General features: G+C 45.9%; 26 protein-coding genes. 20 read left to right on the top strand and 6 right to left on the bottom strand.

The features are described 5' to 3' along the window. Positions 1 to 285: 285 nt before the first annotated feature. Both AC50YO_RS01670 and csaA read left to right on the top strand, forming a co-directional pair. On the top strand, positions 286 to 2,295 hold the full coding sequence (locus tag AC50YO_RS01670; RefSeq protein ID WP_494843206.1) for a Na+/H+ antiporter: 2,010 nt from the start codon (positions 286 to 288) through the stop codon (positions 2,293 to 2,295). 76 nt (positions 2,296 to 2,371) lie between these two features. Then, positions 2,372 to 2,701 carry a chaperone CsaA gene (csaA, locus tag AC50YO_RS01675; RefSeq protein WP_494842452.1) on the top strand — a complete coding sequence of 110 codons (330 nt, stop codon included), beginning with the start codon at positions 2,372 to 2,374 and terminating at the stop codon, positions 2,699 to 2,701. 85 nt (positions 2,702 to 2,786) lie between these two features. On the opposite strand, the gene AC50YO_RS01680 is transcribed toward csaA, so the two are convergent. Then, positions 2,787 to 3,347: a CatB-related O-acetyltransferase gene (locus AC50YO_RS01680; RefSeq protein WP_494843211.1), complete on the bottom strand. Its 561-nt coding sequence runs from the start codon at positions 3,345 to 3,347 to the stop codon at positions 2,787 to 2,789. Between the two features lie 198 nt (positions 3,348 to 3,545). Between AC50YO_RS01680 and AC50YO_RS01685 the strand changes: the two genes are divergently transcribed. Beyond that, positions 3,546 to 4,157 (top strand): hypothetical protein, encoded by a 612-nt coding sequence (locus tag AC50YO_RS01685; protein WP_494842454.1) that lies wholly within the window; start codon positions 3,546 to 3,548, stop codon positions 4,155 to 4,157. Positions 4,158 to 4,511: 354 nt separating this feature from the next. Further along, positions 4,512 to 5,168, top strand: coding sequence for a hypothetical protein (locus AC50YO_RS01690; protein WP_494842456.1), 657 nt, complete (start codon positions 4,512 to 4,514; stop codon positions 5,166 to 5,168). Positions 5,169 to 5,262: 94 nt separating this feature from the next. Here AC50YO_RS01690 and AC50YO_RS01695 read toward each other — a convergent pair whose 3' ends face one another. Next, a complete protein-coding gene (locus tag AC50YO_RS01695; RefSeq protein WP_494842458.1) occupies positions 5,263 to 6,021 on the bottom strand; it encodes a stalk domain-containing protein in 759 nt (252 codons plus the stop codon). A gap of 211 nt (positions 6,022 to 6,232) precedes the next feature. Between AC50YO_RS01695 and AC50YO_RS01700 the strand changes: the two genes are divergently transcribed. From AC50YO_RS01700 to AC50YO_RS01730, 7 genes are all read left to right on the top strand, one after another. Continuing rightward, entirely contained in the window at positions 6,233 to 6,604 is a 372-nt protein-coding gene (locus AC50YO_RS01700; RefSeq protein ID WP_494843215.1) for an iron chaperone, read from the top strand. A gap of 255 nt (positions 6,605 to 6,859) precedes the next feature. After that, a complete protein-coding gene (locus tag AC50YO_RS01705) occupies positions 6,860 to 7,243 on the top strand; it encodes a hypothetical protein (protein WP_494842460.1) in 384 nt (127 codons plus the stop codon). A gap of 291 nt (positions 7,244 to 7,534) precedes the next feature. Then, positions 7,535 to 8,347, top strand: a complete 813-nt coding sequence (locus AC50YO_RS01710) for an alpha/beta fold hydrolase (RefSeq protein ID WP_494842462.1) — start codon at positions 7,535 to 7,537, stop codon at positions 8,345 to 8,347. A 70-nt stretch (positions 8,348 to 8,417) separates the two neighbouring features. Beyond that, positions 8,418 to 8,852, top strand: coding sequence for a YciI family protein (locus tag AC50YO_RS01715; RefSeq protein WP_494842464.1), 435 nt, complete (start codon positions 8,418 to 8,420; stop codon positions 8,850 to 8,852). Next, positions 8,849 to 10,114, top strand: coding sequence for an RNA polymerase sigma factor (locus AC50YO_RS01720; protein WP_494842466.1), 1,266 nt, complete (start codon positions 8,849 to 8,851; stop codon positions 10,112 to 10,114). Before AC50YO_RS01715 ends, AC50YO_RS01720 begins: the two co-directional genes overlap by 4 nt. Positions 10,115 to 10,146: 32 nt before the next feature. Further along, positions 10,147 to 10,506, top strand: coding sequence for a YciI family protein (locus AC50YO_RS01725; protein WP_494842468.1), 360 nt, complete (start codon positions 10,147 to 10,149; stop codon positions 10,504 to 10,506). Positions 10,507 to 10,576: 70 nt separating this feature from the next. Beyond that, positions 10,577 to 10,918 carry a DUF1801 domain-containing protein gene (locus AC50YO_RS01730; protein WP_494842470.1) on the top strand — a complete coding sequence of 114 codons (342 nt, stop codon included), beginning with the start codon at positions 10,577 to 10,579 and terminating at the stop codon, positions 10,916 to 10,918. Between the two features lie 64 nt (positions 10,919 to 10,982). Here AC50YO_RS01730 and AC50YO_RS01735 read toward each other — a convergent pair whose 3' ends face one another. Then, a complete protein-coding gene (locus AC50YO_RS01735; protein WP_494843219.1) occupies positions 10,983 to 11,420 on the bottom strand; it encodes a MarR family winged helix-turn-helix transcriptional regulator in 438 nt (145 codons plus the stop codon). Positions 11,421 to 11,717: 297 nt separating this feature from the next. Here AC50YO_RS01735 and uvrA point away from each other — a divergent pair, with 297 nt between their 5' ends. The 4 genes from uvrA (at position 11,718) to AC50YO_RS01755 (ending at position 18,022) form a co-directional block, all read left to right on the top strand. Beyond that, positions 11,718 to 14,222 (top strand): excinuclease ABC subunit UvrA, encoded by a 2,505-nt coding sequence (gene uvrA, locus AC50YO_RS01740; RefSeq protein WP_494842472.1) that lies wholly within the window; start codon positions 11,718 to 11,720, stop codon positions 14,220 to 14,222. Positions 14,223 to 14,299: 77 nt separating this feature from the next. After that, complete coding sequence (locus AC50YO_RS01745) at positions 14,300 to 15,823, top strand: MDR family MFS transporter (protein WP_494842474.1); 1,524 nt, start codon at positions 14,300 to 14,302, stop codon at positions 15,821 to 15,823. Between the two features lie 129 nt (positions 15,824 to 15,952). Next, the gene (locus AC50YO_RS01750) at positions 15,953 to 16,594 is read left to right on the top strand and encodes a spore coat protein (RefSeq protein WP_494842476.1); all 642 of its coding nucleotides are present in this window, start codon (positions 15,953 to 15,955) and stop codon (positions 16,592 to 16,594) included. A 120-nt stretch (positions 16,595 to 16,714) separates the two neighbouring features. Beyond that, positions 16,715 to 18,022 carry an amino acid permease gene (locus AC50YO_RS01755; protein ID WP_494842478.1) on the top strand — a complete coding sequence of 436 codons (1,308 nt, stop codon included), beginning with the start codon at positions 16,715 to 16,717 and terminating at the stop codon, positions 18,020 to 18,022. A gap of 34 nt (positions 18,023 to 18,056) precedes the next feature. Here AC50YO_RS01755 and AC50YO_RS01760 read toward each other — a convergent pair whose 3' ends face one another. From AC50YO_RS01760 to AC50YO_RS01770, 3 genes are all read right to left on the bottom strand, one after another. Beyond that, the gene (locus AC50YO_RS01760; RefSeq protein WP_494842480.1) at positions 18,057 to 18,809 is read right to left on the bottom strand and encodes a YqcI/YcgG family protein; all 753 of its coding nucleotides are present in this window, start codon (positions 18,807 to 18,809) and stop codon (positions 18,057 to 18,059) included. Positions 18,810 to 18,889: 80 nt separating this feature from the next. Beyond that, positions 18,890 to 19,516 carry a LysE family transporter gene (locus AC50YO_RS01765; RefSeq protein ID WP_494842482.1) on the bottom strand — a complete coding sequence of 209 codons (627 nt, stop codon included), beginning with the start codon at positions 19,514 to 19,516 and terminating at the stop codon, positions 18,890 to 18,892. A 74-nt stretch (positions 19,517 to 19,590) separates the two neighbouring features. After that, the gene (locus AC50YO_RS01770; protein WP_494842484.1) at positions 19,591 to 20,184 is read right to left on the bottom strand and encodes a DUF1989 domain-containing protein; all 594 of its coding nucleotides are present in this window, start codon (positions 20,182 to 20,184) and stop codon (positions 19,591 to 19,593) included. A 134-nt stretch (positions 20,185 to 20,318) separates the two neighbouring features. On the opposite strand from AC50YO_RS01770, the gene AC50YO_RS01775 reads away from it, so the two are divergent. The 5 genes from AC50YO_RS01775 to AC50YO_RS01795 all read left to right on the top strand — a co-directional run bounded on the left by AC50YO_RS01775 (position 20,319) and on the right by AC50YO_RS01795 (position 25,457). Next, a complete protein-coding gene (locus AC50YO_RS01775; RefSeq protein ID WP_494842486.1) occupies positions 20,319 to 20,753 on the top strand; it encodes a DUF2383 domain-containing protein in 435 nt (144 codons plus the stop codon). 317 nt (positions 20,754 to 21,070) lie between these two features. Beyond that, positions 21,071 to 21,568, top strand: coding sequence for a DinB family protein (locus AC50YO_RS01780; protein WP_494842488.1), 498 nt, complete (start codon positions 21,071 to 21,073; stop codon positions 21,566 to 21,568). A gap of 53 nt (positions 21,569 to 21,621) precedes the next feature. Next, positions 21,622 to 22,617 carry a helix-turn-helix transcriptional regulator gene (locus AC50YO_RS01785; RefSeq protein ID WP_494842490.1) on the top strand — a complete coding sequence of 332 codons (996 nt, stop codon included), beginning with the start codon at positions 21,622 to 21,624 and terminating at the stop codon, positions 22,615 to 22,617. Further along, positions 22,617 to 22,919: a putative quinol monooxygenase gene (locus AC50YO_RS01790; protein WP_494842492.1), complete on the top strand. Its 303-nt coding sequence runs from the start codon at positions 22,617 to 22,619 to the stop codon at positions 22,917 to 22,919. Before AC50YO_RS01785 ends, AC50YO_RS01790 begins: the two co-directional genes overlap by 1 nt. Before the next feature lie 1,185 nt (positions 22,920 to 24,104). After that, complete coding sequence (locus tag AC50YO_RS01795; protein ID WP_494842494.1) at positions 24,105 to 25,457, top strand: lytic polysaccharide monooxygenase; 1,353 nt, start codon at positions 24,105 to 24,107, stop codon at positions 25,455 to 25,457. Positions 25,458 to 25,754: the final 297 nt, after the last annotated feature.

A 25,754-nucleotide genomic window follows, 5' to 3' on the forward strand; every position in this document is an offset into this window, starting at 1 on the left:
CGTGGATCGTTATTTGAGTAATGTCAGTATGGACTAAGTGAAAAGCTGGTAACAGTACAGGTTGTTGAATAACTAGCCATTGCAGTTGGTCATTAAGTCGCTGAGCAGTCGTAGGAGTATGACCACTGTATGGTTACTGTTGACTTACAACTGGGACTAAGGGAGCTGGCTGAGTTAGGTTTTGCTAAAAAATAATTTAGGATGCTACTTTTTTATCCCAGCTGGGTAAATTAACGATATCGGCCTTAAATCGGGTTGAATAGAGCAAAGGAGCTGCATAACGAAATGGAATTATTATTGATGGTACTGGTGCTGCTTGTGCTCATTGGCATTTCCAATGTCATCAATCGCTTTGTGCCTTTTATTCCGGTTCCGATCATTCAGATCGCACTTGGAGTAGCAGCCGCATATTTTCCCAACCTGCATCATGTTCCCCTAAATCCAGAGCTGTTCATGGTGCTGTTTATTGCGCCGCTGTTATTTAATGACGGCAAGATTACCCCTCGTGAGGAGCTTTGGAAGCTGAGAGCTTCTATTCTCTTGCTCGCGCTTGGATTAGTATTCACCACCGTCCTCATTGCAGGACCAATTATTAATTGGCTTATCCCGGCGATCCCTTTATCTGCTGCCTTCGCCCTTGCCGCTATTCTCTCCCCTACAGATGCGGTTGCTGTTGGTTCTTTATCGGGAAGAGTGAAGCTGCCAGGGAACATTAAACGCCTTCTTGAAGGAGAAGCTTTAATGAATGATGCCTCGGGACTCGTTGCTTTTAATTTCGCGATCGCGGCTACGGTAACCGGTCAATTCTCTTTACCCAAAGCAGTAGGCGGCTTTATCGTCATCGCTGCGGGAGGACTATTGATTGGAGCATTGCTCGGCTTTGCCGTCATCTGGCTGAGGCTGCTATTGCGAAGGCTTGGCATAGAAGATGTAACTTTACATATGCTCATCATTATTCTTACGCCATTCATCATTTATCTAGCTGCTGAAGAATTTCATGTATCAGGCATACTTGCTGTTGTAGCGGCAGGTGTTGTGCATGCGATTGAAAGAGATCGCGTAGAGACAGCCTCGGTAAGGCTGAGAATGGTGTCTGACAGCACTTGGTCGGTTATTTTGTTCTCGCTCAATGGTCTCGTCTTCTTGCTGCTGGGGTTAGAAATCCCGGGCGTTGTTGCCAAGGTATGGGAGGATCCTAAATATACAAATGGTGTTGTGGTAGGCTATATTTTTATCATAACGGCGATTCTAATAGGCTTGCGATTCACATGGGTATGGGTAACGGATCGCAAGGTGCATTCCGCCTTGTTGACGGCCTTGTCAGGCGTTCGAGGTGCTTTGACGCTTGCAGCTGCATTTTCGATTCCGTTGGTGCTTGATAATGGAAAAGACTTTCCTGAGCGGAGCCTCATTCTGTTCATTTGTTCGGGGGTCATCCTGCTAACCTTATTGTCAGCCAGCATTTTTCTGCCGCTGCTTACTCGGAGGTCAGCCGAGAGCAAGCAAAATTCCGCTAATCGGGAGGAAGAGGAGCGCAAAGCCAGAATGCGTGTGCTTGAAGCTGGTCTGCTTACGGCTCGCCAAGAACTAGGGGAGGATAATAAGCGAGAAGGGCTTAGTTTAATCGCCGATTATACCCGCCGCTTACAGCGATGTAGACTAGAAGGTACGGTTGATTTGGGAGAGGCGAAGAAAGAAATTATAGATATTCGCCTGTTTGCACTAAATATTGAACGCAGCGTTGCTGAGCAGTGGCTGGAGAAAGAACGTATTACGCCTGAGCTTGCGGCAAGGTTCCACTCTTCGCTCAGCCATATGGAGTTTGTATTAACTAATCGCTTGAAATTTCGGCATTTATTTAGTTTGTTTCGTTCTTTCTTCAGGCGCTTGCGGAGGAGGAAGAAGTCCAAAATGCCAATCATGGGCCCATCTCACCCTAATTGGGAGATGTATAAGGCATTGAAGCTCCAGGCTATCCGAACCGTCATCGAACAGATGAAGGAGAAGGAAACCGAGAGCAATCGGGAATTTGTCGATGCAGTAATTGCTGATTATCGGGCAATTGAACTGCATCTTCAAAATAATCGAAGCTGGATCGATGCCCCAGCCAAACCAAGCTCCAAAAGAAGAGAGCTTGAGCTTAAAGCGATTCAATCCGAGCGCAATGAGATTCAGACCATGTATGAGCAAGGAGATATTGATCGGATTCTAGCTGGCAAGCTCAGAATAGATGTTAATTATCGAGAAGCAAGCATTATTGCTAACCAAGCGATCCATGTGGAAGAAAGACAGTAGTTCATCTAGTTATATCTTTAATTTGAAATGGTAATCGGGTAAAATTAAGTGTAGCGGCAAAATAGAGGGGGAACTTGTGGTTACGATTGAGGACTTTATGAAATTCGATATTCGTGTCGGTACGGTTATTCATGCAGAGCCGTTCCCGGAAGCTCGAAAATCAGCAATTAAATTAGAAATTGATTTTGGGGAAATAGGTGTGAAGCGTTCCTCGGCTCAAATTACACAAAGATATGAAGCGGAGCAGCTAATTGGACGTCAAGTAATAGCGGTAATGAATTTACCTATTAGGCGTATTGCAGGCTTCAAATCTGAAGTATTAGTAATCGGAGGTGTTCCAGCAGAGGGTGATGTGGTTCTTCTAAGACCAGATGCTCCTGTTGCAAACGGTACACCTATCGCATAGATTATGTAGAACGAGCAGGCTGCTACAGCAGCTGCTCGTTTTTTATTTCCGCGACCACGGTGAACAACGAACACGATTTCCTTATTTATTTGCCAATTGATTGGGCGTATTGAAATAAGGCGAAAAAATTATTAGACATCAGCAGCGGAATTGCTTGTTCGATCTGATGCGGCTCCCAGTCCCACCATTTGATTCGGAGCAGCTTATCAATGATATTTTGCGGGAAGCGGTACTTTACGACTCGGGCCGGATTGCCAGCAACGATAGCATATGGGGGAACATCTTTGGTAACGACCGAGCTTGTTCCTACACATGCGCCATCTCCAATCGTTACCCCGGACATGACGGTGGAGCAAATGCCGATCCATACATCATTGCCGATGCTGACATTCCCTTTGGACCATGTTACGCCGGGAGTCTGACTATGCTCTGGCATGAATGCGCTGAACGGATAGGTCGTCGCCCAGTCGTAACGGTGATTGCCTCCTAGCATGACCGTAGTTCCTCCAATGGAACAGAACTTGCCGATAACCAGAATATGGCCTGAACCATAAGACAGCACCACTGGTGTCCCATAGGTATACGGCCCGATATAAGTATTCCCGTTCAGAAATCTTGGCGGATGGACCGCCAGCAATGAATCCATTCCCACTCTATCACTTCCCTCTTCCATATTCCTTGGAATCTACTTCTAGATACAATATTCAGGAACAAGCTAAAAGGGAATAGGCAGTTCGTCCTTGGGACAAATTTGGATGAGAGAAAAGCCTGATGCAAGGCAGCTATCCCTTGCCAATTGTTTCAGAGAACATATACATATATATATTTGCAGGGAGGGTAGCCATTGCACAACAGAGACCGCCTTACAATTGTTATTGAGAAAGCAGGAAAGCGGATGGTGACAGAGGCGCCAATTAGCGGAATTGATAAATTAGTATTTGTCGTGAATCATCAATTCACTAATGCACCCAACACCACTCAAATCGCAAGCGGAGCCGGTCGAAGCAGCGCAGCTGGGAACAATGCAGCGATTAAATCGCCGCATACACAGCAGCAGCAAAGTGTTGGGGCTGACGGCCTTGCCGCTAATAAAGCCAGCAAGAGAAAGGTCGATAGCTGGCGCCGAGCACAGAATAAAAGCAAGCATGTGCGCAAAGAAGTGGTCATTGTGATCAATGATCAAATCGTAAAATTGCCTGCTGGAGCGCAGAATGCGTCTGCAACCCAGGTGGCGAGCGGTGCGGGCACGTACAGTACGGGAGGGACGAACTCCGCGATTGAAAGCCCTGGAACTCGGCAGCAGCATGCAGTAGGCGAGGATGGAACCGCTATTAACAAATTTCTCGCCAGCAGGAAAAGACGATTGAGTGGTGGTATCAGCCAGCCCTTGCTTGCTAGCACCTCGAAAGTCAATCGTCCCAGTAGCTCCGCACAGAAGCGTAAGCGTTCCGTATAGTAATCAGAGCTAATGCTTAGCTATAAATGACTAACAGCCAGAGCTTATAAAGGAGTAAGGCTCTGGTTTATTTACATATTAGATGGTTGGATTACCGGAATGTAAAGCTGTATTTTATAGGGGAATGAAGCAGAATAAAGATTTGGCTGTCGTAACGTTTCTGCATCAAAAAATATAGCTGAGGAGCAATGATAGAATCTAAATAATTGGTAAATTTCTATATGGTTACTCTGTATTCTTTTGACATAAATATAAATTGTTGCTATGATGATAGAGGACGTCCAATCCTTACAATTAAATACGGGAGTATTCCTATGTCTAGCATTTATAAACGATTATTAGGAGAGAGAAACCATGAACCGTAATATGAAACTAATATTTGCTGTATGTCTATCCCTAGTTATGTCGATGTCCGTATTTGGTGCTGCTAGTGCTGAACCCACTACACCAACTACATGCACTTTGCCTGGGGATTTCACTTTAACTGCGACGCCTGGCAATCATTTAATGGGTCTTTCATGGACTCCGTCCGCAGGCGCGGATTCCTATGATGTTTACTACTCGCCAAGAGCTCCTTACGCAGCTACAAACCTTACAACAACTAGCTTTACTGTACCTAACCTCCGTAATGGTTATATTGGATATTCATTTGGCATTATCGCGAAGAACGAGTGCGGTTCCACATGGTCCAATACCATTAATCAAGTTGCAACTTCTGCAACAGGAGCACCTTCCACACCAACAGTAACGGTTAACGATAACAATTTGTATACTAAAGGCGAATTCTTCATTAATTGGACACTATGGAGCGGCAATGCTGCTACTTCGGGTCGAATTTTTGAGAATGGGACTGAAATTGCTTTGAACTTCTATGAAGAAAATGGTACTGTCAACGGTCAATCGTTCGGTTGGTTCTTCAAACGTACATCAGGAACGTATACTTACCAAATCGAGCTGAGTAACCCATTTGGTACAGTATTGACGGCTCCAATTACGGTTGTAGTTCCTTAATAGTCTACCATTGAATATCGCTTGAACGAGAACCGCCCTCTGCTTAGCCATAATGGCAAGGTAGAGGGCGGTTCTCTTACTTATCTTTTTTGAATTAAGGATTCAACGGAGTGAAAAAAATATTATCGACCATCCATTTGCCTTGGGTGTAGGTGATAATAATCTTTCTTTCATAGGAATAGTCGGCACTAGTCTGGCTTATCCAGCCTGTCTGATCATCGGAATAGCTATAGGGAATAGCCGAATAAATATCTTTCCTCACTAGTCCTTTTTGTTGAATGAGCTTGTTGATGAAGCCATCTGTGAAATAAGGCTTGAAATGCTCTCGAATCTGAGAATAGGAAGAAAGATCAGTTGCTTCATTTGCTTTTTTAATCAAAAGGTTAACTAGAGCTTGAGGCATTTTAGAGTGGTTATAGGTTAGCTCTGTTACAACACGCACTTGTTTATCTCCTACGGTGACATCAACGTATCGGTCAGCGGCATTCCAGGCGATAGTGCCTCCAAGTGATTGACTGATGAACCGAATAGGAATGTAGGTCAGTCCTTTATCTACTTGAGCGGGAACATCAATCGTAATTGTTTTACCATTGACGACAGCTTTATTCGAATCTATCTTCAGAAGAATCTTGGTATCTTCTTTGACGATACTTACCGTTTTTGCTTGCTGGTTCCATGTGACTTGCGCTCCTAATCCTGCTGATGCTTGTCGAACGGGGATAAGAGTGCGTCCCTGTACTTCTTTTCCCTCGATTACGAAGGGCTGATTCTGCGAATCAGCAAAGCTCTGGTTAGGCAATAACAGTGATGCCGACAACAGCAATCCCATTACAGTGGCGGTCATTTTCTTCATGCGGGTATCCTCCATAGCATTTCATTAGATTTGGTTTCAAAGACTTCTATATCATTAGACGCTTCTCGTACCCATAGGTTGCGAAAGTCGCGGCAGGGAATGAGGCTGGCTTGTGGAGCAAGATAAATGCTTCGTAGGATCGGAACATTTTTATTTCAATATGTATCTTGGTTTGTTTTGGGTACTTGATTATAATTTAGGAGGGAATAATATGGAAGCATTTGCACAATATTTATCAAGTATTGATAATCCGCCGCATCGGGATAGAATCGAAGAGATATTCGATTGGGTAATGAAGACATTCCCGAATTTAGAGCCGAAAATTGCTTGGAATCAGCCTATGTTTACTGATCACAATACGTTTATTATTGGCTTCAGCGTAGCCAAACAACATGTGGCTGTTGCTCCTGAAAAGGCAGGAATTAATCGTTTTTCTGATGAAATTGTGCAGGCAGGGTATGATCATACCAAGGAGTTGATACGGATCAAATGGAGTAATCCGATTGATTATTCCTTGCTTAAGAAAATAATTGAGTTCAATATTGAGGATAAGGAAGACTGTTCAACTTTTTGGCGGAAATGAAATGAAATGCGCTTGAAATTCAGAGGGACTATTACGAAACAAATCCTCTTATTGATGAAGCATACTAATCTTATTAAAATTTCGGGTCCTCATTTACCTGCTATCTAAAAAAGAAGTTGTAGAAAATAAGCCTTTCTACAAAACCTGAGTTATTATATGTTGGTTTGTCGGAGGTTACCTACTTGAGAATCATATTAAGGAAATGCATTCGATGCTAAGATATAGACGTTTCATAGTCGATGGGAGGCATGAATGATGAGTGAAAATCTAATTGCAAGAGCCGAGAACCCGGCAGAGCAAGCCAAACTATTGCAGGATCAAGCAGCACCGCTGCAGACATCCGATAGCGCTGTTTCCTATTCCGTTTCTTTGGGAGTAGATGATGGAGATTTTGTACTTAACTGGAGCGTTACGCCTGAAGTGTATGGAAAGTATGACTGGGTTGGTGTTTTCGAGAATGCGGAAAGTGCGCAAAACAACCCTGCCGGCACCTATAAATACGGCGGTTGGCAATGGGCGGAGAATGGCAGTCCTTATTCGACGAGCATCACTGCAAATAATGGTCATGTAATTGCTTATATTGTATGGAACTATAAAACGAAAGCTTATGAAGCCATTTCTATATCAGCACCTTATTAATATCAAAATTAGACTACAAAAGAACAGGGAGATGAGTCCTTCGGGATTCATCTCCCTGTTCTTTAGTGCTCTAACCATCCGAAGACATTGTTGAAGTCTTAGAGAGCAGCTATTGCATAGATTCCAGTAGTTCTGTATTCTAGTTCTATAAAATTCCAAATAATAGTTGTCACCCTTTTTAATATAAATTAAATTTTTTTTGTAGAGATGTCGATTTTGTTGTCTGTGCTTCGTCGTCTTAATTGAAGACCTGATTCAATCATCTATTAGAACAGCAAAGGGGGATCTATTATGCACTTCGTAACTTCAAAAGACGGCATCAAGCTTGCTTATGACAAAGTTGGTCAAGGACCGCCACTCCTTCTAGTAGCAGGGGCGTTCAGCTACCGGAAATTCCCCGGGCAGGTGCAATTGGCTAATCTATTAGCGGAGCAGTTCACAGTCTACAATTATGATCGACGCGGCCGGGGAGATAGTCAGGATGCAGAGTCCTATGCTATAGCCCGCGAGATAGAAGATCTTGAAGCGATGATTAATGAAGCTGGCGGCAAGGCATATGTGTGGGGTCTATCGTCGGGGGCAGCGCTTGCTCTGTATGCAGCAGCGAGTGGCGTGAATATAACAAAGCTGGCTCTGCATGAACCTCCATTTGTCGTTGATGCATCGGATAAGAAACCGCCTAATAACTTCGTAAGTAAAGTCGCAGAGCTTATTGCTGCTAATGACAGGGCCGAAGCGATCAAATATTTCATGACGAAAGGGATGGGAGCTCCTTCATTCATTGTCACTATGATGCGATTGATGCCAGGTGTATGGTCTAAACTTATGGCTGTAGCTCACACTCTCCCTTACGATGCTGCTCTACTAGAGGGCTATATGGATGGCAAGCCGCTTCCTGCAAAAGAATGGAGCATGGTAAAGATGCCAACTTTGGTGCTCGAAGGTACAGAAAGCCCAGTTGTTCTGCGTCATAGTGCCCAGGCACTGGCGAACGTACTTCCAAATGCGAAGCTTCTGAGCAAAAAAGGATTGGGCCATACGAAAAAACTTAATGCGAAAATGATTGCAGCGGAGCTTACAGCCTTCTTCAAGAATGATGTGTAAGTTAGTGGAATTAGTCAGTTTGTTTCTAGTGGTTAGAAAAGGCTTCACCATTGAATAGGGGGTATCACATATGAGATTTATGATGATTGTTAAAGCGACAACAGATTCAGAGGCGGGGACTATGCCCAGCCAAGAGCTTCTGGATGCGATGCAAAAGTATAACGAGGAAATGGTGAAAGCGGGCGTATTGCTCGCCGCCGATGGCTTACAGCCTAGCTCAAGCGGAATTCGGATATCCTATCCAGAGCCGGGAGGCAAGCCAAAGGTGATTGATGGCCCCTTCACCGAGGCCAAAGAAATGATCGCCGGTTATACATTAATTGAAGTGAAATCCAAGGCCGAAGCTATTGAATGGGCTCTTCGCATGCCGGACCCGCATGGATTCGGGCAGGGCGAGATTGAGCTTAGACAGGTATTCGAGGCGGAAGACTTAACAACTGATCCTGAATCTTTAGCCAAAGAAGCAGCGCTGCGCATACAGGTTGAGGAGCAGAAAAAAGCGTGAGCATGTCCCATACCCATCGAACCATTGATGCGATATGGCGAATGGAATCGGCCAAGCTTATCGCGAGACTGACCCGAATGGTACGGGATGTTGGTCTCGCGGAAGACCTTGCCCAGGACGCTTTAGAGATTGCTCTTAATCGTTGGCCAGAGGCAGGGATTCCGGACAATCCAGGCGCATGGCTGATGACGACAGCCAAGCGGCGTGCAATTGATCTGATGCGCAGGAGCAAGCTGCGTGATCAGAAGTATGTTGAGGTCGCTCACCGTATGGATTTATATACGGAGGATGATATAGATTCTAATCTGGATGGGGAGATCGGGGACGATCTCCTCCGCCTGATCTTCATGACGTGCCATCCCGTATTGTCACAGGATGCCAGAGTTGCCCTAACGCTGCGACTCTTATGCGGGCTTACTACAGATGAGATTGCCCGTTCCTTTCTGGCCTCCGAATCAACGATTGCGCAACGAATTGTTCGGGCTAAGAAGACGCTTAGCGCCGAGAGGGTTGCATTCGAGGTACCTGAGGGAAAAGAGCTCAATAGCCGATTGTCTGCGGTGCTTGAAGTGATTTATCTCATGTTCAATGAGGGCTACTCGGCAACCTCTGGGGATCACTGGATTCGTCCGCTGCTCTGTCGGGAAGCGCTGCGACTGGGACGCATTATTGCCGAGATCGCGCCTCATGAAACAGAGGTTCATGGTCTGGTCGCATTAATGGAAATTCAATCTTCACGGTTTAGAACCAGAGTTAATGCCAAAGGAGAGCCTGTCTTGCTGATGGATCAAAACCGAGCGCAATGGGATCAATTGCTGATTCGCCGCGGCTTGGCTGCATTAGAACGGAGTCGGAAGCTTGGACGATCGCTTGGACCTTATTCGTTGCAGGCTTCAATAACGGCCTGTCATGCGCAGGCGCCCACTGCAGCGGAGACGAATTGGACTCGGATTGCGGTACTTTATGAAGCACTGTCGAGAGTCATGCCATCTCCGATCGTCGAATTAAATCGTGCAGTAGCCATATCTATGGCGTTTGGTCCGGCATTCGGCTTGCAAATAATCGACGAGCTGCGTTCGGAGCCTTCTTTAAAGGACTATCATCTGCTGCCGAGCGTGCGCGGCGATCTCCTTGTGAAGCTGAAGCGCTTCGATGAAGCGCGTATCGAATTTGAACACGCTGCGTCGATGACTCGGAATGAGCGTGAACGTATGCTTTTACTGAACAGGGCGGCTGAATGCGATTGTGAAACAACAAAATAATTAATAATTTTTTCTGAAAGGAGGGGAACGTAATGAGATTTATGTTAATTGTTAAAGCGACGGAGTATTCGGAGGCTCGAATAAATCACAGTCGAGAGTATGACGCTGCAAGGAGCGAATATAAGAAGTCTATGGGCAATGCGCTTCTTGCTGCAGAGGAGCTTCAACCCAGTGCCTCCGCGATAAGGATATCCTATTCCTCCGAAGGCGGAGAGCCAGCGCTACAGGCCGGACCTTTTCCGGTGAATAAAGAGCTGATGGCAGAGTATTCCCTGATTGAGGTGCCGAGTGAAGAGGAGGCTGTGGATTGGGCACTCCGGATGCCAGTGCCAACGGGGCACGGCGAGTATGAGATCGAATTGCGGAGGCTGGAAGAACATACGAATGGCTAGACAGGCCTTATTCATTAAGCAATGAGAAGCTAAGGAAACGACTACATACATAAAAGGAGCGTATACGAAAATGAATCCAGAAGTCACCGATTTTATTGAAGCTTTAAAAGAACCATGGCAGAGGGAATTGTGCACTACGATGATGGAGGTTGTCCGTGAGGCGATACCCGATGCACAGGCGCGCATACAATATAAGAAGCCCCACTTTTTGAAAAATGGAAAATATGCCGCTGTGATCTCGACATCGAAGGATGCGGTCAGCTTTACGATTTTTAATGCGGCTGAGTTAGAGCTTCCAGAAGGCATGTTCGACGGCCCTCCCGAAAGAAAAACATGGAAGGCGCGTAAAGATGATCAGGTTGATAGCGGGCTGTTAGTAACCTTACTATCTCAAGCTTCAAGCACTTTATAATTGCAGCAAAAAGAACAGAGCTACCTTGGTATGTCAAAGGTAGCTCTGTTCTTTTTGTATAAGATTAATTAGAGGATTTGCCAGATGCCGAGGAGCTGAGATGACGAATCTGGTCTTCTAGCACATTGCTTGCCTTGTCCAAAAATTGTGTAATGAGTTCAAGTTCTTCATCTGAATAGGATGCAGCCAGCTGTACCATTGCGGAGTGAAGCGGAGCGTAGGTATTGCCAACCTCTTCTTTATCCTCGTATAAGGGAACAATGATTACTTTCCGGCGGTCGTTAGGATCATTCTCGCGGCGAACATAGCCATTCTTCTCAAGCCGATCGATTAATGCGGTAACGCTGCCTGTAGCAAGCCCAGTCAGCTTGGATAGTTCACCCGCTGTAATAGGTCCTTTTTCACGCAGGATATCTATGGATAAAAAATCATTATTATATAACCCTAGAGAGGAAGCGACATTTTGCTGGTATAGTACCGTCCGGCTTCCTAGGCTTCGCATGCGTAAGGTGAAATTTTCTTGCTGCTCTGTTGGCTGAGCTTGTTGATTACTTGACAAAAGTGAACCCTCCTTTTATGATATAATATGTCTCGATAATCAAGATACTTTATAAACAAGATACTAGATGGATGGATGATAAGTCAAACTTATTTTATCGAAACCTTAACTAAATTGCAAAGGGGCAAAGTATAAGCAAGCAAGGGTATTGAGCGCCTCTGAATAGTTCCGTGTACGATACGATTGAATGGTATAACAAGTCATGGACAATAGAGTTAACTGATTAGGAGGAGAATGGTTGTGAAAGATACCATCGTTATTAAGGGCGCGCGTGAGAACAACCTGAAAAATGTATCGTTGTCCATTCCCAAGTACAAGCTGGTTGTCCTTACAGGTCCATCTGGGTCCGGCAAATCGACGCTGGCGATGGATACCCTTCAACGGGAATGCCAGCGGCAGTATTTGGACTCTATGGGTTTAACATCGGATTCGATTAGCAAACCGAAGGTCGAATCCATCGAAGGGCTATCGCCATCCATTAGTGTGGGACAGCATTCCGCGAACCGCAATCCGCGCTCGACGGTCGGAACAGTGACAGATCTGTATACATTTATCCGCTTTATTTTTTCCCGATTGGGAGAGCGGATTTGCCCATCCTGCAACAGCAGCATCTCCGCTTCTTTTGAACCTGCAGGGTCCCTGCAAGAGGATGAGGAGGCTTGGGGAATCCAGACCATGAACTGTCCGCATTGCCATGCCGAGCTTGAGAAGCTGGGGATGTCGCATTTCTCCTTCAACAAACCGGAGGGAGCCTGCGAAGCCTGCAGAGGTTTAGGCCATGTCGCAAGCATCAACGAAGCGGCTGTATTCAATCAAGAGCTCAGCATACGTGATGGGGGAGTTGCGTCTCTGAATGGCGTCCATCGTGATATTCAGATCCGTATTCTAATGGCAGCTGGCAAGCATTACGGATTTGAATTCGATCCTGATCAGCCTCTGAAGGATTACGGTCAAATACAGCATGATCTGCTGTATTACGGAGTCGAGAGCGAGGCGTTCAAGCGTCATTCTCCTAACTTGAAGGCCATCCAAGGCACGAAGTTCGAAGGGGTTATACCTGGCTTGTGGCGGCGATACAAGGAGAAGGAGGGAGAGTCCGGAAGTCAGGAAAAAGACGGGGGCTTTTTTCACCAGCAGCTTTGTCCGGAATGCCATGGCGCTCGTCTGAAAAAAGAGATTCTACTTGTTCGTGTAGCGGATGCATCGATCGCGGATGTTTCGGATTGGTCACTTAGCGAGGTATACGAATGGACGAGAGGGCTGCAAGCCGTACTTCCGCAAGAAGGGCTGCATTTGCTGGAGCCTATTATGCATGATATGCCTACACGCTTAAAGCGGATTATGGATGTCGGTCTCGGCTATCTGTCGATGAATCGGCAGACTGTCACATTGTCTGGAGGAGAAGCCCAACGGCTGCGGCTCGCATCGCTGCTTGGCTCAGGCCTGACCGGCGTATTGTACATTCTTGATGAGCCAACGACTGGCCTTCATCCTCGGGATACGGTTGGCTTAATTCGCGTCCTTCAGGAGCTGCGTGATCTCGGCAATACCGTACTCGTTATCGAGCATGATATAGAGATGATGCGTGCCGCCGATCATATTATTGATATCGGTCCTGGTGCTGGATTATACGGGGGGACTGTAGTAGGGGAAGGAAGCTTGGAGGATTTGATGGCAAGCGAGCTATCGGTTACCGGGGCTTATTTGCGAGAAGAGAATCTGCCGATAGCCCCACGTGTCCGCAGGCAAGGGAATGGACAGCTAATTACAATCACGGAAGCACAGCTTCGGAATATTGACATTCCCGCCGTTTCATTTCCGCTGGGAAGTCTGGTGTCTGTAACAGGGGTTTCAGGATCAGGGAAATCGACACTCGTATTCGATATTCTTGCGCAAGGAAATGCAGAGGGGCAGGCACAGTCAGGGTGTAAGGAAATAAACGGATTGGACCAAGTCGGCAATATCATTATTTTTGACCAAACCCCGATGGGCAGGATGCAGCGATCGAATGTTGCCACCTATACCGATGTATTTACGCATCTTCGTCAGTTATTCGCGGGTTTGCCCGAGGCGAAGCAAAAGAAATTAACCTCGAAGCATTTTTCCTTTAACACACCTGGAGGCCGTTGTGAAACCTGTCAAGGTCTAGGTGTGCTGTCTGTCGATATGAATTTCCTGCCCGATCTTGAGGTGAGATGCCATGATTGCAAAGGCAGAAGGTTCACAGACGAGGTTCTGCAGGTTCAATATGAAGGCTTGTCGATATCGGATCTATTGGATATGTCCGTGCAGGAAAGCTTGCCGATTCTTCAATCGGAGAATAAGATTGCTGGTCTCATAACGATGCTGTGTGAGGTAGGCCTTGGCTACCTGAAATGGGGTCAATCTGTCAAAACCTTGTCTGGCGGCGAGGGACAGCGGATTAGATTGGCCAAAGAACTCAGCAAACCGTCTAAGAAGCATACGCTCTATCTATTGGATGAACCAACGACGGGTCTCCATCCATCAGATATTAAACGTCTGCTAGTCTTGCTTAACAAGCTGGTTGATATGGGCAATACTGTTGTCGTCGTCGAGCACAGCCTGGAGCTGATCCGGGAATCCGACTGGGTCATTGATATTGGACCGGGAGGTGGTGCCGCAGGAGGCAAGCTGGCGGCAGAAGGCACGCCGGAGCAGGTAGCTGAGGTAGCTTCTTCTTATACAGGGATATTCTTGAAACGGATTTTGGCAGAGGGGCTGTAATCGCAGAGGGCGGGAAGTAAACGATCTGCTTTAAGTATTTTTTATAAGTTAGGGATAAGTAAAGGAGACAATCGAATATGGCAAAGGAAAATAAAGTAGGCGTCATTATAGCAGCATTGTTGCTTGCCACGCTTATGGCTTCCATGGATAACACAATATTAGCGACAGCAATGGGAACTATTGTCGGTGATCTCGGCGGTTTTGACAAATTAATGTGGGTGACCTCCGCTTATATGATAGCGGAGATGGCAGGCATGCCGATATTCGGTAAACTATCGGATATGTATGGGCGCAAGCGCTTCTTCGTCTTCGGTATTATTGTATTTATGATAGGCTCTGCCTTATGCGGTACAGCAGATTCTATTGTGCAGCTAAGCATTTATCGGGCTATTCAGGGTATTGGCGGCGGTGCGCTCGTGCCTATCGCCTTCACCATTATGTTCGATGTGGTTGCTCCGGAAAAACGGGGCAAAATAGGTGGTCTATTTGGTGCCGCCTATGGTATTTCTAGTATTTTCGGTCCTCTTATCGGTGCGTATATTGCGGATTATCTTCATTGGTCCTGGATTTTTTACATCAATTTGCCTATAGGCATAATTGCATTCTTAATGATTGCATTCTTCTATAAAGAATCTGTAGAGCATTCTAAGCAAAAAATCGACTATCTTGGCGCATTTACGCTTGTCGCCTCTATCCTTTGCTTGATGTTCGGACTAGAGCTTGGCGGCAAGAGCTATGCTTGGGACTCCGGCATGATTCTAGGGTTGTTCTCAGCCTTTGTGGTGCTTATCATTAGTTTTGTTTTTATCGAACGCCGTGCAGAGGAACCCATTATTACCTTCGGCATGTTCAAGAATCGTCTATATTCTACAAGTAATATAATGGCTATATTTAGCGGTGCAGCATTTATTACTGCTTCTGTATACATTCCCATCTATATTCAAGGCGTTCTTGGCGGCTCAGCAACGAATTCGGGACTGGTACTGCTTCCTATGATGGTCGGTTCCGTTATTACGGCTGCAGGCGGCGGTGTCTTGCTTTCCAAGTTTAATTACCGTTCCATTATGATAGCGACGCTAGCATTGCTTGTTGCCGGTATTGCACTGCTGACTACGTTAACGACTGATTCTTCACGTATGATGGTTACGATCTTCATGTTCTTAGTTGGTCTAGGAATAGGCGCATCGTTCTCTGTACTCAGCAATGCAGCGATTCACGGATTTACAGCAAGACAGCGTGGATCTGCCAGCTCAACGCTCAGCTTCACGCGGGAACTGGGCATGACGCTCGGTATTACGGTGTTCGGTATTATTCAAAGCCATGTGTTTATGAACAAATTAGGGTCTATGTTCAGCAGCGGCGGTCCTGCTCCGACAGGCGTTGATCTAAGCGATCCTAGTACAATTCTGACTCCGGAGACTAGGGAACAGATTCCAGTGCAGGTGCTTGATAAGATTACTGAGGCACTTTCCTCATCCATCGTTCATACGTTTGCTTGGGCTATTATTCCTTCTGTTATTGCTCTTGTGGCAGCATTGGCCATGAGTAAAGAGAAATTTGATCCCGCATCTGAGCTAGAAGAATATACGGCCTCGCATTAACAAATTAAAGTAATGAAGGAAGCCTCGCTGCTGGCAGCGAGGCTTTTTCCATGCATAATTCGCTGTAGTTTCCATCATATTAGTGAAGCTAGAAGTTAATTATTATGAGCTTATGAGGAGGATTCAGCTATGCAGCTTCAAGAGAAACCACAGACAGGAAGTCCGCAGCAAGGCATGCAAAATTTCAATCACGGAACACATGAACTGTTTGATATGCATGAAATTCTTTCCTGTCAGATCAATGTGCTTGATCAATTCATGATGTTTAGGACATTCGTGCAGGATCAAGAGCTCCTAAGTATACTGGACCGTCAATACAATTATATGCTTTCTCTATATAACCTGACTTGTGAATGCTTTAAAACAGGGCAAAAGCCGAGTCAGGAAACAACAACCTATCTCATCCCTCATATGACACAGCCTGTCTATGGCCTCCAACCAGCAGCTCCCAAAAAGCCTAATCAGTCGCTAGCGGATGTGAAGGATGCGGGGATTAGCGGGCATATGCTCGGTTTAATTAAGACGCATACCTCGCTCTTGGCGATGGCGACACCTGAAGTAACCAATCCTGCGCTGCGTCGTGTGCTTGCTTCACAAGTGGAGAATTTCATAGAAATGGCTTATGAAATTTTCTTGTATCAGAATAAGAATGCCTTCTATCAGGTGCCTCAGCTTAATGCTACCGATATGAAGCAAATGCTGAATGCATTTGGCCCAGCAGCAGGAGCCCCGCAAATGCCGGCAAATAATGGAGCACAGGCTATACATTAAAATGAAGAACCCGCTTTGGTCGTAAGCAAGCTGATCTTAGCGGGTTTTTTATTTCTTTGACCTCCTTGGATAAGAAAGCCTCCTGAAGCAAACAGTAAGTTAGAATGTGGAGGGATCGGGATGGATAAACCAACAGGAAATTTGCCGTGGTGGCAGCTAACGTTATTCGGGGTAGGCTGCACAATCGGCACAGGCTTCTTCCTTGGCTCTAGTATCGCCATCAAGAAAAGCGGTTTATTAGTGTTGCTTATTTTTTTGCTGGCTGGCATCGCAACTTTTTTTGTCTATGATGCACTTGCTCAAATGACGATGCAAAAGCCCCAGAAAGGCTCTTTCCGAACCTATGCCAAAGAAGCCTACGGACGATGGGCAGGCTTTAGCATGGGCTGGGTCTATTGGTGCTCTGAGATTCTGATTCTCGGAAGCACATTGACCGCTTTAGGGTTGTTCTCACAATTTTGGTTCCCAGGGTTGCCGTTGTGGATCTTTTCTGCCAGCTATGCGCTGCTGGGATTGCTCATTATTATTCTTGGCAGTAAAGGCATCAACAAGGCAGAAAATATATTTGCTTTGATAAAAATCGCAGCCGTAGTCATGTTCATCGTGGTTGCAGGCTTTATGCTTCTAAAAGGAAAAGGTGATTGGAGTACTGTCCAAAGCATGGATAAGTGGTTGGATAAAGGCTGGCTGGGAGCATGGAAAGGGCTGCTCTATGCGTTTTACGCCTTTGGTGGCATTGAGGTAATGGGCTTTATGGCAATGGAGCTTCGTAATCCCAAAGATGCTCCGAAAGCAGGCAGACTAATGCTCCTTGGCGTTACGATGCTATATATTATAGCTATTGGACTTACACTGTTATTTGTTAATTATGAGAAAATAACGGCTGTCAAAAGCCCGATCATCGCTGCTCTTGAGGCGATCGGTCTGCCTATCCTCGTACATATTGTGAATGGAGTCATGATTGTAGCAGGCTTCTCCATTCTCGTAGCATCCCTCTATGCGGTTTCGACTATGCTCGTTACCTTGGCGGAAGACAAGGATGCTCCGTCATGGCTGTTGGTTACGAAAGGGAAAAAAAAGCTTCCTCTGTATGCGCTTGGTATCAACACCCTGGCATTAAGTGTGTCGATCGTTCTAGCCCTGTTTCTGCCGAAGCAGCTCTTCGAGCATATGACTACAGCAGCCGGCCTAGTTCTACTGTATACCTGGTTGTTTATTCTAACCTCCTACTTGAAGCTGTTAAAGCCACATGCAGGCGGTTGGATCAAATCCAGTATAGCTATATTTTTGATCGTCGCTGCAGTCACTGGGACATTGCTTGAGAAGATGAGCAGGCCAGGCTTCTGGTTCAGCCTCATAATCGTGATGTTTATTGGGCTGGTTACCTGCTACATGAGGCACAGATGGTCACGCAAGCAGACCGTCTGATCCAAACGAGTTATTTCCCGAAGAGCAGCGATGCTTACTTATGGGAAATCGATTTATGATTCCTATTCAAAAAGGGACATTTAGATAATGAGCTTTCATCATCGCGCAAAAAATATTGCTTCCATTCCTGATTGTCTTCCTGTCCGTACCATTTCAGGGATGGATGTGCTGCGATGTCATCATATTCGACGAGTTTTTGACGGATCAGCTTCTTGATATTACGGCCAATTGCGGTAGAATCATTGATTTCCTCAAACACCCATCGCGGCTGAAAAGCAACAATAAAGCAAGAAGCATGTCGGCTTCTTCGCAGCAAATATGCTGGAGTTGCACAGAATGCAAAGTAAGCATGGCCATCGAAGCAGAATTCCCAGGTATGGTGAGAGGGATCTGTAGAAATATGCTCGGGCCAGGGGGTTGTATCTTCTGTGCTAACACGATTCAATACAGACCAGAATAGCTGTTCATATTGTTCCATGGAGAAGGCATCTAGTTCAGTCGTATCAAAAAAAAGAACCAGTGAAGCATATTTGCCGGTTTCCCGTGAGCATTCCCCATATTGCTTTAAGTACTCCGCCACTGCCTTGATCGCCTGATCGCTTCTAGGATCAGCTGCGAATCCGAAACGCAGATTGTTCGAGAGAAATCCTTGCCGCCCCGGAATGCAAGGATATGCCCCTTCCGGATCAGCAATCATAGATGCAAATTGTTCATAAGCATCTCGCTGCCATAATGGCAGATCATCCATATGTTCCTCCAGCCAGACCTTGGTACTCAATTGAGCCATTAATCTCAAACCTCCTCGCTAATACGAAGCATAGTATGCGAGGGGGAAAGAATGGGTGAAGGCCTAATGGTGGATACAAGCTAGCCGAATAATTGTTTGTAGGTTTGATAACCGAAATAAAGTCCAAATCCGATTAGCGAGCTGCCGGCTGTTGCGGTAATGACTCGAAGGGTGAGGGGACCGGCGAACCGATGAAAGGAACTCGCGAGCAGCGCCATAATGACATCCCATAGCAGGATGCCTGCAAAGATTCCGAGACTATGCCACAGCACTTGGGCAATACCTTGATTTTGTACGCTCTTGGCTAAGATGGAGCCGTAGATGCCTAGCCAAAACAGAATGTTTAGCGGATTCATTAATGCCATTAAAAATCCGGAGCGGAAGGAGCTTAATTTATTCTCCGCACTACGAATAGCCGCTCCAGGAATGGCTTTGAAATTTTTCAAGGTGTCAATTCCGGTATAGAGCAGCACAAAGCTGCCAAACGCCCATAGAAATGTGATCATGAAGGGAGTATTCAGGAAGTGGGCTAGTCCGAAGTAGATAAGAAGCATATAGATCATATCTGCGAACATCGCACCCAGCCCAATGAGCCATGCATGCAGGAAGCCAAGTCGCGCACCTCGATCCAATTGGGCTGCATTGATAGGCCCTATAGGTGCCGATAAAGAAGTGCCAAGTACCATATACGTGAGAAAAGAATTCATTGCCATCGCTCCTTGAATGAAGAATAACTTGTACAAGTCAAGTCTATTCAAAGAGGATATTTACTAGAAGAGTGTTACACAATTTTCACTGCAATTGGCGTACATTTATATCCATTGCAGGCGCTCTCCGAACATGGACACGCAGAAATGCCGATGAACAAATCCATTTCTGCACGTAATTCAATATAATCTCCAGCTTTGGAAAGCGGCTTCTCTACGCTGATGTTCCCGGAAGAGTCAATAACTGTATTCATAAAGAGGTTGAAGGGATAATGCTGATCTGGAGCGGATAGCCCAAATTCAACCAGTGCCTCATTCAGATTGTTATAACAGCTTGCGTGATTCTTCTTATTGTAAAGAACCTCATACATCTCAGGCCGACACGCTGAATTAATGAAATCATGACGTCCGACGGTATCGGAGACGATCGTGAGGAGAGGTCTGTACTGGTTGGAGTAAAGAATATCTCCCGGCTTTACAGTCATTTTTTGCAAAGCGTCCATCGTTACTCCAGGGTCTAGCCGTTCATTCGGATTACTAACGCTATAGGCTGCAAAATCAGCTACCTGCTCACCCTCTACATCGGTCACACGGACCGTCTGCCCTTTGTCCAGCTTGAAGCCGAGTCCCTTGGTGGCGGGAATTAGCCATTGTTGGTGTGTATTCATCTAATCCTCCTGGGTATAAGCTAACCTTCATCTGCTAGTATGGCTTCCACAAGAGAAAGTCATGTAGATGGAGATGAGTTTCATACATATTACGCCACTGAATTTAAAATAATAAAGGAAAGGAGTGATTCGCTATGAAGGACAAGGACGTCATTGAAACGTTGAATGAATTTCTTAAAGGCAAATATATGGGGATTCACGCCTATGAGCAATACATCGAAAAACTAAAGGATCCCCATCTCAAAGGGGTATTTCAGCAGATCCAAATCAATCATAAGCAGCATGCTATAGAGGTCGCGAAAAGAATTCAGGATTTAGGCGGTACCCCAGTAGATGATGAAGGTCTGATAGGCACGGTAACAGGTACAATGGCACAATGGATGATTCCGGATAATCCGGATGAAATTATAGACTATGCCCGTGAAAAAGAAGATTATTATGCGGTTCATGTTGGAGCTAGAGTAGTGGAGGATCAATTGGATGCAGAAAGCCTTCGATTAATAAAGAGAGTGATTGAAGACGACAAACAGCATGTTAATCAGTTGCAGCAATTGCGCCAATTGTTATAAGCATGTGCGGGACAAAAAGGTTTAGATTAAGCATAGCGTAACCTCGTTTTAGTTTAATAGCCTAGTGTTATTTCAGAATCCATCGGCTGAAAAAGAAACTAAAGAGCCTGTTCCCTAGGAATTTCCGGGAAACAGGCTCTTTAGTTTGTAACAAATCGCAACAAATCGCGGTAATTCATTATTTGTTATGTTGAATAGAAGAAGGGATAGATTTATTTTTCGAAAAAAGCACTGGCTGTCGGAATAACTGACCGTTTCTGTCAGGGATTGAGGATTATACTCATGATGAGAGTGAAAATGATTCAGGAGGAATACACATGTTTGTAACGGTAGCAAATTTTGTCGAGGAATGGAAGAGAGAGTCAGAAATAACGAATCGGGTGTTGAATCGGCTAACAGATGAGTCATTACAACGAGAGATTGCGCCTAATCGCCGTACATTGGGACGACTAGCGTGGCATTTGGTTACTTCCATTCATTTTATGACCCCATTAGGGCTTGATTTCAAGGGAATTGAAGAAGGCTCGGAAGCTTCTCAATCAGCGGAGGGAATCGCAGAGGAGTATCGCCGCATCAGTTCGGCTTTCCTTGCAGCTGTGGAGATGCAATGGACTAGTGATGATCTGCTGGAGACAAAGCTGATTGCAGGGGGAGAGTGGCGGAATGGCGATTCCTTACGGTTTGCGCTCATGCATCAGGCCCATCATCGAGGCCAGGTGACGGTGCTTATGAGACAAGCGGGATTGCAGCCTCCTGAAATCTACGGTCCAACCTATGAGGATTGGGTTGATAAAGGAATGACGCCATTGGATTGACTGCTATATAATGGAGGCAGTTATGGAAGCTTACAGGAAAGAAGGCTGGAACTATGACGAAGGCTGACAACATGCTATCCATCCTCTGGATGCTTCGTTCTGGCAAGCGAATGACGGCGAAGCAGCTTGCAGAAGAGCTGGAGATTCATGTGCGGACCGTCTATCGCTGTATAGATTCCTTATGTGCGAGCGGGGTGCCAATCATCGCGGATTCGGGACCAAATGGCGGTTATAGTATCTTAGGCCAATTCGCGGATTCCCCGCTGCTCTTCGATGCTGATGAGCAGAAGGGCTTGATTCATGCCTCGATCTTCGCTAAGGAGTCCGGCTATCCGCATTCGGATGCTTTGTCCCGAGCAGTAGACAAGCTCAAACGCTATACAAATGAGAAGCAGCTTGATCAGCTTGAGCGCCATGGCGGCGGCTTATCAGTCATTTATCCGCCTACTGACGGGTCTTTCCAGCCCTATTTACAAGTATTGGAGCAGGCTGCTGGACAAGGGCGAACACTGGAGATGGAATACGATCGAGGCAGAGGAGAAGCTTCTTCTTCACGGTTGTTCGACCCTTACGGGATCGTCTATTGGAAAGGGAACTGGTATACGGTCGGGTATTGTGGCTATAGGAGGGAGTTGCGAAGCTTCCGGGTTGATCGCATTCGCACGCTTCGTGAGACTGAGGAATATTTCGAGCGTCCAGCAGGCTTTTCTGCCAAGGATTATTTGCTTAGTCAGCTGCTTCCTAATCCCTCCAGCCCTGAGGAGCTTGAGCATGTACGGATAAAGGGACAGGAGCAAGTTCTGAATGAGCTGTGCCAGCATTGGCTGTTCGGCCACACGCTTGTAGAACGCCAGCGCGAAGAGGCGGTATTCCATATGGATCGTTCTACATTGCAGACCTACGTTCCTTATTTTCTAATGCCTTATAGCACGGCATTGCGAATCGAGTCGAAATTGCTTGTCGAGAAAATGACGGAGGCGAGCGCTCGAATGCTGGCGCATTATGAAGCGATGTTAGCTGATCTGATAAGCGAAAAGGGAGATGTATGATGGGTAAATATGCGATGTTTGGGAAATTGACCGCTCATCCTGGGAAAAGGGAAGAGCTGGTGGAGAAAATGCTGGGTGCCAATAACACGTTGAATGATATGGATGGCTGTATTTATTATATTTTGCATGAGGCTGAAGACGATCCGGACGATCTATGGGTAACAGAGCTGTGGGAAAGCCAAGAGGCGCATGCCGCATCTCTGAAGAATGAGAAGGTGCTTGAGCTCATCGGAAGCTGCCGCCATTTGATTGCAGGAGCAAGCGCCATTAAGGTTCGACCTCTAGGAGGAAAAGGATTCTAACAACTAGAATCAGTGAAGATGCATAAGAGGGAGCAGCAAGCTAGTTCAGTGGAAGACCCGGGATTTGTAGAAAATTCCGGGTTTTTTACCATGGGGAAAGAAGGGACCAGAGGCGAAGCTGATAATTGTAATGCTTAGAAGTTTTGCTCAGGGCGAATTTGTCTACGAAGACCTTAGCTATTGGGATTATGCCAATGGTCACTGGAATTACAAGAATATTCTTGATATGGATCAGGACTTGATAAAAAGATATATATAATAATTTGGCGCTAGTAATAATCAGATGATATCGCATGCAAATTTTTACTCATCCGAAGATAAAAGCAATTATCATTTTTCAGCAAAAACATCATACACTGCATTTGTATGATGTGATGAGTCAAGGAAACGTAAATACAAATCGTTTGCGGAGGAATCATAATGAGGATATGCGTTCTATAAACGCTAACTTTGTCATGGATAAAAACTCAGTGGCCTGTACTGGCACATGCTTAGTATGCTGCTCAAACAATGCTTCACAGTTTTTTTAGAGCGTGTAGTTCTGCTCCTGCTGTTCGCAGCGTAGTTATATTCGTCTCGACATTAAGGGGAGCGAAAGAAGAGAGGAACTGCGAACTTTGTCCTATTTCTCTTAATCCAAAAAATAGCAGTATACAAATGACAGCGTTTGCATTATGATAGAATTATTCTAATTCCTCAGAAGCATTCGAACCCGGACCATACGTCTACAGTGGAATTCGGTCCATTCATCCGGATAGATTCAGCCCCAGCTTCACAACCACCCTACGAATTATAATCAGTCTCAATTCGATCCTACCTTTTGCAACTCAAAGTCTAGCAAACTAGCAGACATTAAAATGATAGCGCTTGCATTACACTAGCCCGAGTATTCTGACTTCCTTGTAAGCAATCTGGATGGTATCAGCATATCGGCTGATTTCGAGCATCCACAATACGAAATGCAATACGTCCGAGTCAAAACGTAGTTTTCCAATGCGTATATAAGCTCTTCGGAGTTTATATAAATTCAATTTGAAAGGAGTTGGTACCTTAAGCTTAAGGTATTGGTTTTGTTTTGCCACTTGGATGAGAGGAGGCAACTGACTACAGCACAACGCACTATGCATGATGTTAGGAAATGGAAATTATCTATACCAAACCTAAAATCAAGGAGGTCATGTGACGATGATTCAATTCCGTTTGAATTCAAGTCTGATGATACGCGCTCTAGTTGCTTGCGGAGGTTTGCTGCTATTGTTAGTCTGTACTCTTGCCTTCGTCCAATCTGCTTCTGCCCATGGTTATATCGATGATCCTGCGAGCCGGGCGATTCAATGTAAAAATGGTCTGAATACGAACTGTGGTCCCATTATCTATGAACCGCAAAGCCTTGAAGGCCTAAAAGGCTTTCCAGCAGCTGGTCCAGCGGATGGCAAAATTGCCAGCGCAGGTCTTGCTGGCTTCGGGAATCTTGACCAGCAAACGGCTACTCGCTGGAACAAAGTCAATATGAGCAGTGGTACGAACACTTTCACATGGAAATTTACTGCCCGTCATGCAACAACGAGCTATCGCTATTTCATAACTAAACCAGGCTGGAATCCGAATGCGCCAATCACTCGCGATCAGCTTGACCTTACGCCGTTCTGTACAGTAGCAGGTAATGGCCAACAGCCACCGGCTACTTTGTCCCACACTTGTAATGTTCCTGAGAGATCAGGCTATCATGTCATCCTTGGTGTATGGGATATTGCTGACACAGGCAACGCTTGGTATATCGTGATCGATGCCCAATTCGGCGCAACTGAAGTTGTTCCACCGACAATTCCTGCGAACTTGGTAGCAACAGCGGTTGGTACAACGACGGCTACTCTCTCATGGGGAGCTTCGACGGATAATGTCGGTGTAACAGGCTATGAGGTTTACTCCGGCACGAGCTCGACACCAATTGCTACCGTAGCGGGCAACCAGCTCAGCGCCAATCTGACAAATCTGACTCCGGGGACCACATATAACTTCACAGTCAAAGCCTTCGATGCTGCAGGCAATCGATCGCAAGCCAGCAGCAGCGTTCAGGTTATAACGAACCAGCTCCCTGTTGATACTACAGCGCCAACCAATCCAACCGGTCTTCAAGTGCTAGGTACGGTTGGATCGAACTCACTGACACTGAAGTGGAACGCATCCACAGATGCTGGTGGCATTGGGGGCTATCGCATCTACGCCGGATCTAATCTCGTTGCCACGGTAGTAGGAACGGGAACCGACAAGCTCGTAACGGGCTTGACGCCGAATACGCAATATACATTCACAGTCATCGCATATGACACTTCCAACAATGTATCCGGCAGCAGCAACGCCTTAACAGTTACGACTCCTCAAGGTCCGAGTGCTACACCATGGGCAGCTAATACAGCTTATACTGTAAATACCTTAGTTTCTTACAACGGCGCGGTATACAAATGTATCCAGCCGCACACTTCGCTAGCTGGCTGGGAGCCTAGCAATGTTCCCGCTCTATGGCAGCTGCAGCCTTAACATGAAATGATAATAGCCTTCGGCGCTCATTAGGGCGTCGGAGGCTTTTATTAGTATGTATGGATGAGGCGCATTTGAACCAATTGTTCGAGCGTTATTACCGTGGTACAGAGGCAGCTTCTCGTCAAACGGATCGGGTCTTGGAAAGGCTATATCCAAGGGATTAATTGAAGTTAGGCGGTCGAATTGCTGTTGAGACCTATCCCGGTGTAGGTATTGTTATTTTATTGCTATGGAACTGATGGTTAGGGAAGGGAATTATTCCTAAATGAAATAAAGAGGATATTGAGGAAGAAT

The organism is Paenibacillus sp. J22P59, assembly GCF_059383895.1.